Annotated in this window: 6 protein-coding genes and 2 rRNA genes; 1 reads left to right on the top strand and 7 read right to left on the bottom strand. The window is 57.6% G+C overall.

Annotation, left to right across the window (positions count from 1 at the left end):
- Positions 1-92: 92 nt before the first annotated feature.
- Entirely contained in the window at positions 93-3,728 is a 3,636-nt protein-coding gene (gene metH / locus E7738_RS12625; protein ID WP_394516345.1) for a methionine synthase, read from the bottom strand.
- 244 nt (positions 3,729-3,972) lie between these two features.
- Between metH and iclR the strand changes: the two genes are divergently transcribed.
- Complete coding sequence (iclR, locus tag E7738_RS12630; protein ID WP_059012756.1) at positions 3,973-4,803, top strand: glyoxylate bypass operon transcriptional repressor IclR; 831 nt, start codon at positions 3,973-3,975, stop codon at positions 4,801-4,803.
- Here the strand turns inward: iclR and aceK are convergent.
- The 6 genes from aceK to E7738_RS12660 all read right to left on the bottom strand — a co-directional run bounded on the left by aceK (position 4,800) and on the right by E7738_RS12660 (position 14,244).
- The gene (aceK, locus tag E7738_RS12635) at positions 4,800-6,536 is read right to left on the bottom strand and encodes a bifunctional isocitrate dehydrogenase kinase/phosphatase (RefSeq protein WP_104093893.1); all 1,737 of its coding nucleotides are present in this window, start codon (positions 6,534-6,536) and stop codon (positions 4,800-4,802) included. The two genes, iclR and aceK, sit on opposite strands and share 4 nt — an antisense overlap.
- A 66-nt stretch (positions 6,537-6,602) precedes the next feature.
- Positions 6,603-7,907 (bottom strand): isocitrate lyase, encoded by a 1,305-nt coding sequence (gene aceA, locus E7738_RS12640; protein ID WP_394515682.1) that lies wholly within the window; start codon positions 7,905-7,907, stop codon positions 6,603-6,605.
- Positions 7,908-7,923: 16 nt separating this feature from the next.
- The gene (gene aceB, locus E7738_RS12645; protein ID WP_394515683.1) at positions 7,924-9,522 is read right to left on the bottom strand and encodes a malate synthase A; all 1,599 of its coding nucleotides are present in this window, start codon (positions 9,520-9,522) and stop codon (positions 7,924-7,926) included.
- A 269-nt stretch (positions 9,523-9,791) separates the two neighbouring features.
- On the bottom strand, positions 9,792-10,721 hold the full coding sequence (gene metA / locus E7738_RS12650; RefSeq protein ID WP_031279798.1) for a homoserine O-acetyltransferase MetA: 930 nt from the start codon (positions 10,719-10,721) through the stop codon (positions 9,792-9,794).
- A 300-nt stretch (positions 10,722-11,021) separates the two neighbouring features.
- Positions 11,022-11,137: ribosomal RNA gene (rrf, locus tag E7738_RS12655) — 5S ribosomal RNA — on the bottom strand.
- Positions 11,138-11,340: 203 nt separating this feature from the next.
- Positions 11,341-14,244 (bottom strand): 23S ribosomal RNA (locus E7738_RS12660).
- Positions 14,245-14,412: the final 168 nt, after the last annotated feature.

Here is a 14,412-nt window from a genome sequence, read left to right on the forward strand (position 1 = left end):
TTAATGCGCACCCTACGTGAACCATGTAGGGTCGCCATTGATGGCGACCGCCTGCCAGCATTTCATTGCGCGCGCTCTGCGCCGGCAATTCATCAATCCGCGTCGTAGCCTAAATTCGGTGCCAGCCAGCGTTCCACGTCGCTGACGCTCATGCCTTTACGCGCCGCGTAATCTTCCACCTGGTCGCGCTGAATCTGCGCCACGGCGAAATATTTACTCTCCGGATGACTAAAATACCAGCCGGACACCGCGGCACCGGGCCACATGGCAAAAGATTCGGTCAGTTTCATGCCGGTGTGATGCTCCACATCCAGCAGCTGCCAGATTTGTGCCTTCTCGGTGTGTTCCGGACAGGCCGGATAGCCCGGCGCCGGACGAATGCCCTGGTAATTTTCGCGAATCAGCTCGTCGTTGCTGAGATTTTCATGGGCGGCATAGCCCCAGATCACCTTACGCACGCGCTCATGCAGGTATTCGGCAAACGCCTCCGCCAGGCGATCCGCCACCGCTTTCACCATGATTTTGTTGTAATCATCGTGCTGCTGGTCGAACGCCGCCGCCAGCGCATCCTCCTCCAGCCCGCCGGTGACGGCAAACGCGCCGAGATAATCCGCTTTACCACTGGATTTCGGCGCCACGAAGTCCGCCAGACAGTAGTTGGCGAAGTCGGTTTTTTCCGTTTGCTGGCGCAGATGATGGCTGACGCACAGCACCTCGCGCCGGGTCTCGTCACGGTAGATTTCAATGTCGTCGCCGACGCGGTTAGCCGGGAAAATGCCGACCACGCCGCGCGGCCTGAGCGTGCCCTGCGCGCTGAGGTTATCCAGCATCGCATTGGCATCGGCAAACAGCCGTGTGGCTTCTTCGCCCACCACCTCATCTTCCAGGATACGCGGATATTTGCCGGCCAGCGACCAGGTCATAAAAAACGGCGTCCAGTCGATGTAGTTGCGCAGCGTATCGATACTGGCCTCCACTGCGCTGACGCCGGTGCGATGCGCCACCGGTGGCGTGTAGCGTTGCCAGTCAATGACGTAATGATTATCGCGCGCGGCCTGTAGCGTGACCGGCGGCGTGCGCGGCTTTTTACGCGCGTGCTGAATCCGCACGGTTTCGTACTCTTTACGCGTGCGCGCCACAAACGCCTCTTTCAGCGTGGGCGACAGCAGCGATGAGACCACGCCGACGGTGCGCGAGGCGTTCTGCACATAGACCGTCGGGCCGCTGTAATTCTGCTCAATCTTCACCGCCGTGTGCGCTTTCGAGGTGGTGGCCCCGCCAATCAGCAGCGGCAGCGTAAAGCCCTGGCGCTCCATCTCTTTCGCCACGTTCACCATCTCGTCGAGCGACGGGGTAATCAGGCCGGAAAGTCCGATGATGTCGGCGTTTTCCTCACGCGCGGTTTTCAGGATTTTGTCGCCCGGCACCATCACGCCCAGGTCGATGATTTCGTAGTTGTTACACTGCAGCACCACGCCAACAATATTTTTGCCGATGTCGTGCACGTCGCCTTTTACCGTCGCCAGCACGATTTTACCGTTGCTGCGGCCGGCCTCTTTGCTCGCCTGGATAAAGGGTTCGAGGTAGGCCACCGCCTGCTTCATCACGCGCGCCGATTTCACCACCTGCGGCAGAAACATTTTGCCCTCGCCAAACAGATCGCCGACCACATTCATGCCGGACATCAACGGCCCTTCAATGACTTCAATCGGCCGTGCCGCGGCCTGGCGCGCCTCTTCGGTGTCCTGCTCGATAAACTCGGTGATGCCTTTCACCAGCGAATATTCCAGCCGCTTCACCACGTCCCAGCTGCGCCATTCGGCCTGCTGCTTGTCCTGCTCACCCTCGCCTTTGTTGCCGCGATACTTCTCCGCCAGCGCCAGCAGTCGCTCGGTGCCATCGTCGCGCCGGTTGAGGATCACGTCCTCAACCGCATCGCGCAGCTCCGCCGGCAGATCGTCATAAATTGCAAGCTGACCGGCGTTGACGATGCCCATGTCCATGCCGTTGCGGATGGCGTAGTAGAGGAACACCGCGTGAATCGCCTCGCGCACCGGTTCGTTACCGCGGAACGAGAACGACACGTTGGAGACGCCGCCGGAGATCATCGCGTGCGGCAGTTCGCGTTTGATGTCTTCACAGGCACCGATGAAATCCATCGCGTAGTTGTTGTGCTCTTCGATGCCGGTGGCGACGGCAAAGATATTGGGGTCGAAAATGATGTCTTCCGGCGGGAAACCGACTTCTTCGGTGAGGATGTGGTAGGCGCGGCGGCAGATCTCAATTTTGCGCGCGCGGGTATCCGCCTGGCCCACTTCGTCGAACGCCATCACCACCACCGCCGCGCCGTAGCGCCGCACTTTGCGCGCGTGCGCAATAAACGGCTCGATGCCCTCTTTCATCGAGATGGAGTTGACGATGCCTTTGCCCTGAATGCACTGCAGGCCTTTCTCAATCACCTCCCATTTCGAGGAGTCGATCATGATCGGCACACGCGCAATATCGGGCTCACCGGCAATCAGATTGAGAAAGCGCACCATGGCCGCTTCCGCATCCAGCATGCCTTCATCCATATTGATATCGATAATCTGCGCGCCGTTTTCTACCTGCTGGCGCGCCACGTCCAGCGCTTCGTTGTACTTCTCTTCTTTAATCAGGCGCTTAAATTTGGCCGAGCCGGTCACGTTAGTGCGCTCACCCACGTTGACGAACAGTGAATCGGCCTGAATATTGAGCGGTTCGAGGCCAGACAAACGGCAGGCGACGGCTATTTCCGGTAGCGGCCGCGGTGGCACGCCCTCGACCGCTGCCGCCATCGCCGCAATGTGCTGCGGCGTGGTGCCACAGCAGCCACCGATAATGTTGAGGAAACCGGCGCGCGCCCACTCGCCAATCTGCGCCGCCATCGTCGCCGCATCAAGGTCATATTCGCCGAAGGCATTCGGCAGACCGGCGTTGGGGTGGGCGCTGACATAGCCTTCGGCAATGCGCGACAGCTCCTGCACATACTGGCGCAGTTCGTCCGGGCCAAGCGCGCAGTTGAGGCCGAACGACAGCGGCTCCGCGTGGCGCAGTGAGTTGTAGAATCCTTCCGTGGTCTGGCCGGAGAGCGTACGGCCTGACGCATCGGTAATTGTACCGGAGATCATCAGCGGCAGCGTCACGCCCATCGCTTCCATCTCACTCTGTACCGCATAGATCGCCGCTTTGGCATTCAGGGTATCGAACACCGTTTCGATCATGATGATGTCAGCACCGCCGCTAATCAGCGCATGGGTCGATTCGCGGTAGGCGTCCACCAGCTGATTGAAGGTGATGTTACGAAACGCGGGATCGTTGACGTCAGGCGAGATCGAGCAGGTGCGGTTGGTCGGGCCGAGCACGCCAGCAACGTAGCGCGGGCGATCGGGCGTTTTTGCCGTCCACGCGTCGGCGCAGGCGCGCGCCAGTTTCGCCGCTTCGAAGTTAATCTCCGCCGACAGCGCGGCCATTTCATAGTCGGCCATGGCAATCGGGGTGGCGTTGAAGGTGTTGGTTTCGAGAATATCCGCGCCAGCCGCCAGGTAAGCATCGTGGATTTCGCGAATGACGTCCGGCTTACTCAGCACCAGCAGGTCATTATTGCCCTTCACATCGCACGGCCAGTCAGCGAAGCGGCTGCCGCGAAAATCCTGCTCATCCAGTTTGTAACTCTGGATCATGGTGCCCATACCACCGTCCAGAATCATGATGCGTTGTGCCAGCTGCTGCTGTAGCGTTGCGGTTTTATTGCTCACTCTTGCCCCATCCACGTCATTACGCTGGCTAAATGCCAGCCAGTCATACTGGCACAACTTTCAAATGAGCAAAAGTCACCCGTTTGCGGCCACCGGCGGCAAAGTGACCAGCAGATCCGACCAGTCAGCCAGCGTTTGCATTCATACCATTAAAAACGAAAATGGTTTCCATACCTGCAATGACTGTGGAGATGTTATGGCAACCCCTGCGCCCGCGAAACGCGGCAAAAAACCCCGTACGGCTCCGGTGGCCAGTGCCCCTGCCGGCGGCCAGGTACAATCTCTGACGCGCGGGCTGCGTTTGCTGGAGCTGATTGCCGAATCACACGGTAGCGTGGCGCTGACCGAGCTGGCGCAACAGGCCGGGCTTCCCAACTCCACCACTCATCGCCTGCTGACCACCATGCAGCAGCAGGGATTTGTGCATCAGGTGGGCGACCTCGGTTTATGGACCATTGGCGCTCATGCCTTTGTGGTCGGCAGCAGTTTTCTGCAGAGCCGCAATCTGCTGGCGATTGTGCACCCGATTCTGCGCCGGCTGATGGAAGAAGCCGGCGAAACCGTGAATCTGGCGGTGCTGGATCTCAGTGATTATCAGGCGGTGATTATTGACCAGGTACAGTGCACCCAGCTGATGCGCATGTCAGCGCCGATTGGCGGCAAGTTGCCGATGCATGCGTCCGGTGCCGGCAAAGCGTTTCTCGCTCACCTTAGCGATGATCAGGTCACCGCCCTGCTGCATCAGAAGGGATTACATCACTACACGCCGAAAACCCTGATGTCGCCGCATAGCCTGAAGGAGAATCTGGCGCTGATCCGTAAGATGGGTTTTTCGCACGACGACGAAGAGCACGCGCTCGGCCTGCGCTGTGTGGCGGCACCGATTTATGATGAACACGGCGAACCGTTTGCCGCCATCTCCATCTCCGGCCCGCTGGCGCGTATGACCGACGACCGCATTACCGAACTCGGGGCGCTGGTGATCCGCGCGGCGAAGCAGGTGACGCTGAGCTATGCCGGCCGCTAGGCGGCCACTGACGCGTAGCGCGCGCTGAAACGCTGTCCGGCGCGCCACGCCATCACCTCTTCAATATGCCCGGCACGGATCCGCGCCTGCAGGGCGCGCCACCAGCCAGGATCGAACAACTGCGGATGCAGCGCCTGCAGCAGTTTTCCGGTCGCCGGTTCGCTGCACAGCGCGTAGCGGAAGGTTTCCGGAAACACATCATCCGGCCCGACGCTGTACCACGGCTCGGCCTGCAGCTCATCCTCTTCGTAACGCGCCGCCGGAACATCGCGGAACACCAGCTCGGTCATCGGGCGGATTTCATCATAGTCGTAAAACACCACGCGGCCATGGCGCGTCATGCCGAAGTTTTTAAACAGCATATCGCCGGGGAAGATATTGGCCGCCGCCAGCTGACAAATCGCATCGCCGTACTCCTCAATGGCGTGCTGGCGCTGTTCCGGCGTCGCCTGCATCAGCCACAGGTTAAGCGGCTGCATACGACGCTCCAGCCATAAGTGGCGGATGATCAGTACGTCATCGCGCAGCTCGATTTTTTCCGGAATCTCGCGCTCAAATTCCGCCATCAGCGCCGCCGGAATGCGCGCGCGCGGGATGGCGAAATGCTCAAACTCCTGGGTGTCAGCCATGCGCCCGACGCGGTCATGCTCTTTGACCAGCCGGTAACAGGCGCGCACCTGCGCATCCGTCACCTCTTTTTGCGGCGCGAAGCGATCTTTAATCACCTTAAATACCCGATCAAAACCGGGCAGCGTAAATACCAGCATCACCATACCGCGCACGCCGGGTGCGATGGTGAATGCTTCCTGACTGTGCGCCAGGTAATCTAAATATTCGCGATAGCATTCGGTTTTACCGTGTTTCTGGCAGCCAATCGCCATATAGCGCTCGGCGAGGGTTTTGCCCGGCAAAATCGGCTGCAGCCAGGCCACCAGCGCGGCCGGCACCGGCGCATACACCATGAAATAGGCGCGGGCAAAGCCAAACACGATGCTGGCGTCATTGCTGTCGGTGAGACAGGTATCAATCCACAACCGGCCGGCATCGTCGCGCTGGATCGGCAGCAGGCACGGCACAATCTCGCCCGCGCTCAGCTGCAGCCGCGCCACAATCCAGGCGGTTTTGTTGCGATAAAACAGCTCGCTGGCGACGTCCAGCGTGGCATTGGCCAGCTGTGCCGCGCTGAACTGCTCGTGCAAATGACGCACAATCCAGCCGATGTCGCGCGTCTGATCCTGCCACGTCAGCCGCAACGGAATGTCATTCAATACCTGACGCAGCGTCTCATGCCAGCTGTGCTGCGGCCGGTACAGGCGCGACAGCGGTCGCTGCGCCGGCGGCGCGGGCGCGTACGGCTGTGACGGCAGGATAAACAGCCGCTCAGGCAGTAAGTGGCTGTGCCCCAGCAAGCGACAATAGACAGAATTAAAAAAGCTTTCGGCAATTTCATGACGCGGATAGCCCGGCAGCAGCGTGGCATAGTGGCTTTTCACCCGCAGCCAGAAGGCGTCATCCCAGTCGGCCATCTCGTTGAGGATGCGCAACTGATTGGCGACCAGCCCGACGTGATGATCGTACAAATGGATACGCGCTTTCATCGCCTGCTGCACCGCCTGCCAGTCCGCCTGTTCAAAGCGCTGCTGCGCGCCTGCGGTAATGTCGAGAAAGCGACCGTACTGCGCATCAAAACCCTGCAGAATCGTGTGGGCGATAAGGGATTCTCTCGGTGACATCGGCAATCTCCGGCAAGCGTGAGCCAGTGAAACGGTGCGCCATGCTGCGCACCGCGAGTACGCTGATCAGAACTGTGCGGCTTCGGTGGAGCCGGTCAGCGCGGTGACCGACGAGCTGCCGCCCTGAATCACCGTGGTGATGCGATCAAAATATCCGGTGCCCACTTCCTGCTGATGCGCAGAGAAGGTGTAGCCGCGTTCGCGTGCGGCAAATTCCGGCTGCTGCACCTTTTCCACGTAGTGGCGCATGCCTTCGCCCTGCGCATAAGCGTGCGCGAGGTCGAACATGTTGAACCACATGCTGTGAATGCCGGCCAGAGTGATGAACTGAAAGCGGTAGCCCATCTCGCTCAGCGCCTGCTGGAAGCGGGCAATGGTGCGATCGTCGAGATTCGTCTTCCAGTTAAACGAAGGCGAACAATTGTAAGCCAGCAGCTTGCCAGGATACTGCGCGTGAATCGCCTCGGCGAAGCGCTGCGCCAGCGCCAGATCCGGCGTGGAAGTTTCGCACCACAGCACATCGGCATACGGCGCATACGCCAGGCCACGGGCTATCGCCTGTTCGATACCGGCATGGGTGCGAAAGAAGCCTTCAGCGGTCCGTTCCCCGGTGATAAACGGCGCATCGCGCTCGTCGCAATCGGAGGTAATCAGATCGGCAGCGTCGGCATCGGTGCGCGCAATCAGTACCGTGGGCACATCCATCACATCGGCCGCCAGCCGCGCCGCCACCAGTTTCTGAATCGCTTCCTGTGTCGGCACCAGAACTTTGCCGCCCATGTGTCCGCACTTCTTCACCGCCGCCAGCTGATCTTCAAAGTGCACCGCGCCGGCGCCGGCCTGAATCATCGCTTTCATCAGCTCAAAAGCATTGAGCACCCCGCCAAATCCGGCTTCCGCATCGGCGACAATTGGCAGGTAGTAATCGATAAAGCCGTCATCGTCCGGCGACAGTCCGCTCGCCCACTGGATTTGATCGGCGCGCTGAAAGCTTTGGTTGATGCGTTCCACCACGTTCGGCACCGAATTGACCGGATACAGCGACTGGTCCGGATACATCTGCCCGGCCAGGTTTGCATCGGCCGCCACCTGCCAGCCGGAGAGATAAATCGCCTCAATACCGGCTTTCGCCTGCTGCACCGCCTGCCCGCCGGTCAGGGCGCCGAGACTATTGATATAGCCTTTGCGCGCGTCACCGTTGAGCAGTGCCCACAGCTTTCTCGCGCCGCGATCCGCCAGCGTGCAGGCGGGATTGACGGAGCCGCGCAGGTTAATGACCTCTTCGGCACTGTAAGGACGGGTAATGCCCTGCCAGCGTGATGCCAGCCAGCTGTTTTCCAGTTGAGCGATCTGTTGGGTACGATTTGACATAGCAGTATCTCCAGAGTCAGGGCAGCAGGCGGTAGCCCGGCAGGGTGAGGAAAGGAACCAGTTGTTCGTCGGTGGTGATTTGCGCCATCAGCGCAGCCGCATCTTCATAGCGACCGGCGTCAAAGCGCGTGTCACCCAGGCTGTGGCGCAGGGCCGCCAGCTCTTCATCAAGAAACTGTTCGAACAGCGCGGCGGTCACCAGCTGACCATCGCTGAGGATTTGCTTGTGGTGAATCCACTGCCAGATGGAGGTGCGGGCAATCTCCGCGGTAGCGGCATCCTCCATCAGCCCATCAATAGGCACGCAGCCATTGCCGCTGATCCACGCTTCCAGATATTGCAGCGCAACGCGGATGTTGGCGCGCATCCCGGCTTCGGTGCGCTGACCACGGCACGGGCGCAGCAGGCGCTCGGCGGTGATCGGCGTATCCTGTTCACGACTGACGTGCAGCTGATTGGGGCGATCGCCCAGCTGACGGTCAAACTCCGCCATGGCGATATCCGCCAGGCCGGGATGGGCGACCCAGGTACCGTCATGGCCGTTGCCCGCTTCCCGTGCTTTGTCCTCCTGCACTTTCTGCATCACCCAGGCGTTGCGTTCAGCGTCTTTGGCCGGGATGAGCGCCGACATGCCGCCCATCGCCAGCGCACCGCGCCGGTGGCAGGTTTTGATCAGCAGGCGCGAATAAGCCTCGAGGAACGGCTGGTCCATGCTGATCTGCTGACGATCCGGCAGAATGCGGTCACCATGCTGGCCCAGCGTTTTGATGTAGCTGAAGATGTAATCCCAGCGACCACAGTTGAGGCCAACCACGTGATCGCGCAGTTCCCACAGGATCTCATCCATCTGGAATACCGCGGGCAGCGTCTCGATCAGTACCGTGGCTTTGATAGTGCCGCGCGGCAGATCGAAACGATCTTCACTGAAACGGAAGATTTCCCGCCACCATGCCACTTCCGCCGCATGCTCGGTTTTCGGCAGATAGAACCACGGAGCGTGGCCCTTCTCCAGCAGCGCGGTGACGTTGTGAAACAGATAGAGCGCAAAGTCGAATAACCCGCCGGGAATGGCCCGATCGCGCCACTCAACATGCTTCTCATCCAGATGTAAGCCGCGAACCCGGCACATCAGCAGCGCCGGATCGGATCGTAACTGGTAGATCTTGCCGTTTTCGCTGGTGAAGCTCAGCGTGCCGTTAACCGCATCGCGCAGCGCCAGCTGGCCATCAAGCAGTTTTTGCCAGGTCGGTGCCAGCGAATCCTCAAAATCGGCCATGAACACTTTGACGTTAGCGTTCAGCGCGTTGATCACCATTTTGCGATCTGGCGGACCGGTGATTTCGACGCGGCGATCGCGCAGTAGCTGAGGAATGGGCCTCACCTGCCAGTCACTTTGCCGAATGGAAGCGGTTTCCGAATCGAAATCTGGCAACGCCCCCTGATCGTAGCGCTGCTGGCGCTGCTGACGCGCTTTCAGCAGACGCTCGCGCTCGGGTGCAAAGCGCACTACCAGCGAGTGCAGGAAATCAATGGCTTCGGGCGTGAGCAGCTGCTTCTCCGCGTGGGTAAAGGGCTGGCTAAAGGTCAGTGTCGGGCTGATAACCGTGTCTGTCATGCGGGCTGCCTCCTGGTTTGATCCTTTTTCTAACGACAGGATCGGGCTGTAGGGTGTTTTTTAACCGGCAAGATCAGAGCATAATCATTTTTATTTTAATTTCAAAAACTATTTCCATTTTAGTGTTTATTTGATTTTATTTATCTGATTTAAATGTAATTTAATCTCACGAAATAAAGGCAATACGTTCCATCATAGAAAAAGGCAAAAAAAAGCCGCGACAACACGCGGCTGTCACGGCAGGTTTAAACGCGCTTTTAGCAGGCGTTTTACTCGAGCGTTGGATTCATGTGACGCAGATCGAATGGCGTAATCTGGTAGACGTAGTAGTTGAGCCAGTTGGAGAACAGCAGGTTGCCGTGGCTACGCCAGGTGGCGCGCGGCGGCAATTCGGGGTTGTCCTGCGGGAAGTAGTTGAACGGCACCTCAGGGTGCAGGCCGGCCTCGTAGTCCCGATGGTACTCACCCGACAGCGTAAGAGCGTCATATTCCGGATGGCCGGTAACAAAGGCCAGGCGCTTGTCTTTACTCGCCATCAGATAGGCACCGGTGCTTTCTGATTCGGCAAACAGCTCGAGATCGGTATAGTCACGAATCAGCTGGCTGGGAAAATCAGCATAGCGTGAATGCGGTGCCAGGAAGTTGTCATCAAAACCGCGCGTCAGTAGCGCGTGCGGATGAAGGATCTGATGCTCATAGACGCCAGACAGCTTGTTCTGTCGCGTCTGTTTAGGAATGCCATACAGGATGTTAAGCGCCGCCTGCACCGCCCAGCAAACGAACAGGGTAGAAGTGACGTGCTCTTTCGCCCAGTGCAGCACGCGCTGAATCTGTGGCCAGTAGGCAACATCATTGAAATCAACCAGCCCCAGCGGCGCACCGGTGACAATCAGGCCGTCAAAGTTATCGTTGGCGATATCGTCGAAGTTGCAGTAGAAGTTGTTCAGATGCTCGCTTGGCGTGTTGCGCGACTCGCGGCTGTCGATGCGTAATAGCTGAACATCGATCTGCAGCGGCGAGTTAGAGAGCAGGCGCAGAAACTGGTTTTCGGTTTCAATTTTTTTAGGCATCAGGTTAAGGATCAACACTTTAAGCGGACGAATCTCCTGAACACTGGCGCGCGATGAGGTCATGACAAAGACATTCTCATTACGCAAAAAATTCACTGCCGGTAATTCGTCGGGGATCCTGATTGGCATAACCTGCTGACCTCTTGCTGATAACCATATAAACGTTTAGACATCCAGATGCCCGAGATTAGCCTGGCTGCCGCTGGATGTCGAGTCTTCATGCGGTTTATGAAATTGTTTCAGCATTGAACGGCAATAGCCGCGAGCGCCGCGCGGTGAGCAGCAGCAATAAGGTCGGAATAAGAGCGCGTTAGAATTTTTTCAGGATTAAATAAGTCGTTATGGAGAGGGTTTTTGGCGGGAAATTTGCTGAAGTACGGACGTAAAAAAGCCCCGGACTCTCGTCCGGGGCTTTTTTACTTATTTGATGCCTGGCAGTTCCCTACTCTCGCATGGGGAGGCCCCACACTACCATCGGCGCTACGGCGTTTCACTTCTGAGTTCGGCATGGGGTCAGGTGGGACCACCGCGCTGTTGCCGCCAGGCAAATTCTGGTGCGCGAAACGAATCTTTTTCACTGATGCCGCGTTGGCCGCCCTCGTAAAGTCAGTCACATACTCGTGTATGCTCCTTCCTTTCCTTCGGCCTGCCGCCTTGCCTCAGCGCAAAATCTTTCGTTTCCGCTAATTTTTCCGTCACAAGCTGAAAATTCTTTCGGTCTCTCAGACCAAAACGCCTCTGGCGTTGTAAGGTTAAGCCTCACGGGTCATTAGTACCGGTTAGCTCAACGCATCGCTGCGCTTACACACCCGGCCTATCAACGTCGTCGTCTTCAACGTCCCTTCAGGACCCTCAAGGGGTCAGGGAGAACTCATCTCGGGGCAAGTTTCGTGCTTAGATGCTTTCAGCACTTATCTCTTCCGCACTTAGCTACCGGGCAGTGCCATTGGCATGACAACCCGAACACCAGCGGTGCGTTCACTCCGGTCCTCTCGTACTAGGAGCAACCCCCCTCAATTCTCCAGCGCCCACGGCAGATAGGGACCGAACTGTCTCACGACGTTCTAAACCCAGCTCGCGTACCACTTTAAACGGCGAACAGCCGTACCCTTGGGACCTACTTCAGCCCCAGGATGTGATGAGCCGACATCGAGGTGCCAAACACCGCCGTCGATATGAACTCTTGGGCGGTATCAGCCTGTTATCCCCGGAGTACCTTTTATCCGTTGAGCGATGGCCCTTCCATTCAGAACCACCGGATCACTATGACCTGCTTTCGCACCTGCTCGAGCCGTCACTCTCGCAGTCAAGCTGGCTTATGCCATTGCACTAACCTCCTGATGTCCGACCAGGATTAGCCAACCTTCGTGCTCCTCCGTTACGCTTTGGGAGGAGACCGCCCCAGTCAAACTACCCACCAGACACTGTCCGCAGCCCGGATTACGGGCCTACGTTAGAACATCAAACATTAAAGGGTGGTATTTCAAGGTTGGCTCCACGCAGACTGGCGTCCACGCTTCAAAGCCTCCCACCTATCCTACACATCAAGGCTCAATGTTCAGTGTCAAGCTATAGTAAAGGTTCACGGGGTCTTTCCGTCTTGCCGCGGGTACACTGCATCTTCACAGCGATTTCAATTTCACTGAGTCTCGGGTGGAGACAGCCTGGCCATCATTACGCCATTCGTGCAGGTCGGAACTTACCCGACAAGGAATTTCGCTACCTTAGGACCGTTATAGTTACGGCCGCCGTTTACCGGGGCTTCGATCAAGAGCTTCTCCTTGCGGATAACCCCATCAATTAACCTTCCGGCACCGGGCAGGCGTCACACCGTATACGTCCACTTTCGTGTTTGCACAGTGCTGTGTTTTTAATAAACAGTTGCAGCCAGCTGGTATCTTCGACTGGCCTCGGCTCCGGGAGCAAGTCCCTTCACCTACGCGCCAGCGTGCCTTCTCCCGAAGTTACGGCACCATTTTGCCTAGTTCCTTCACCCGAGTTCTCTCAAGCGCCTTGGTATTCTCTACCTGACCACCTGTGTCGGTTTGGGGTACGATTTCGTGTTACCTGGAGCTTAGAGGCTTTTCCTGGAAGCAGGGCATCAGTTACTTCACCGCCGTAGCGGCTCGTCGTCACGCCTCAGTGTTAAAGAAGACCGGATTTGCCTGGTCTTCACACCTGCACGCTTAAACCGGGACAACCGTCGCCCGGATAACCTAGCCTTCTCCGTCCCCCCTTCGCAGTAACACCAAGTACAGGAATATTAACCTGTTTCCCATCGACTACGCTTTTCAGCCTCGCCTTAGGGGTCGACTCACCCTGCCCCGATTAACGTTGGACAGGAACCCTTGGTCTTCCGGCGAGCGGGCTTTTCACCCGCTTTATCGTTACTTATGTCAGCATTCGCACTTCTGATACCTCCAGCGTGCCTCACAGCACACCTTCAGCGGCTTACAGAACGCTCCCCTACCCAACAACGCCTAAGCGTCGCTGCCGCAGCTTCGGTGCATGGTTTAGCCCCGTTACATCTTCCGCGCAGGCCGACTCGACCAGTGAGCTATTACGCTTTCTTTAAATGATGGCTGCTTCTAAGCCAACATCCTGGCTGTCTGTGCCTTCCCACATCGTTTCCCACTTAACCATGACTTTGGGACCTTAGCTGGCGGTCTGGGTTGTTTCCCTCTTCACGACGGACGTTAGCACCCGCCGTGTGTCTCCCGTGATAACATTCTCCGGTATTCGCAGTTTGCATCGGGTTGGTAAGCCGGGATGGCCCCCTAGCCGAAACAGTGCTCTACCCCCGGAGATGAGTTCACGAGGCGCTACCTAAATAGCTTTCGGGGAGAACCAGCTATCTCCCGGTTTGATTGGCCTTTCACCCCCAGCCACAAGTCATCCGCTAATTTTTCAACATTAGTCGGTTCGGTCCTCCAGTTAGTGTTACCCAACCTTCAACCTGCCCATGGCTAGATCACCGGGTTTCGGGTCTATACCCTGCAACTTAACGCCCAATTAAGACTCGGTTTCCCTTCGGCTCCCCTATGCGGTTAACCTTGCTACAGAATATAAGTCGCTGACCCATTATACAAAAGGTACGCAGTCACACCCGAAGGTGCTCCCACTGCTTGTACGTACACGGTTTCAGGTTCTGTTTCACTCCCCTCGCCGGGGTTCTTTTCGCCTTTCCCTCACGGTACTGGTTCACTATCGGTCAGTCAGGAGTATTTAGCCTTGGAGGATGGTCCCCCCATGTTCAGACAGGATACCACGTGTCCCGCCCTACTCGTCGGACTCACAACTTATGCATCTTCGTGTACGGGGCTGTCACCCGGTATCGCGCGACTTTCCAGACGCTTCCACTGATGCACAAGCTGATTCAGGTCCTGGGCTGCTCCCCGTTCGCTCGCCGCTACTGGGGGAATCTCGGTTGATTTCTTTTCCTCGGGGTACTTAGATGTTTCAGTTCCCCCGGTTCGCCTCGTTAACCTATGTATTCAGTTAACGATAATGCACAAGTGCATTGGGTTTCCCCATTCGGACATCGACGGCTGTAGCGGTTCATATCACCTTACCGTCGCTTTTCGCAGATTAGCACGTCCTTCATCGCCTCTGACTGCCAGGGCATCCACCGTGTACGCTTAGTCGCTTAACCTCACAACCCACAGGCGTTTTGCAACGCTGCGGACTGCAAGCATTTGAGAGACTCGAACGCATCGTTGCTTCATTCTTATTACGGAGAATGAATACGACGCGTCGTTTCAAATTTTCAGCTTGTTCCGGATTGTTAAAGAGCAAATACTTCGCAGCATGCTTAATCAGC

This window comes from Pantoea sp. SGAir0430, assembly GCF_043549295.1.

Bases quoted from the DNA above. Each gene is read 5' to 3' on its own strand.
- aceA (WP_394515682.1), bottom strand. From the start codon at position 7,907: ATGTCAAATCGTACCCAACAGATCGCTCAACTGGAAAACAGCTGGCTG.
- iclR (WP_059012756.1), top strand. From the start codon at position 3,973: ATGGCAACCCCTGCGCCCGCGAAACGCGGCAAAAAACCCCGTACGGCT.
- aceK (WP_104093893.1), bottom strand. From the start codon at position 6,536: ATGTCACCGAGAGAATCCCTTATCGCCCACACGATTCTGCAGGGTTTT.
- metA (WP_031279798.1), bottom strand. From the start codon at position 10,721: ATGCCAATCAGGATCCCCGACGAATTACCGGCAGTGAATTTTTTGCGT.
- metH (WP_394516345.1), bottom strand. From the start codon at position 3,728: ATGATTCTGGACGGTGGTATGGGCACCATGATCCAGAGTTACAAACTG.
- aceB (WP_394515683.1), bottom strand. From the start codon at position 9,522: ATGACAGACACGGTTATCAGCCCGACACTGACCTTTAGCCAGCCCTTT.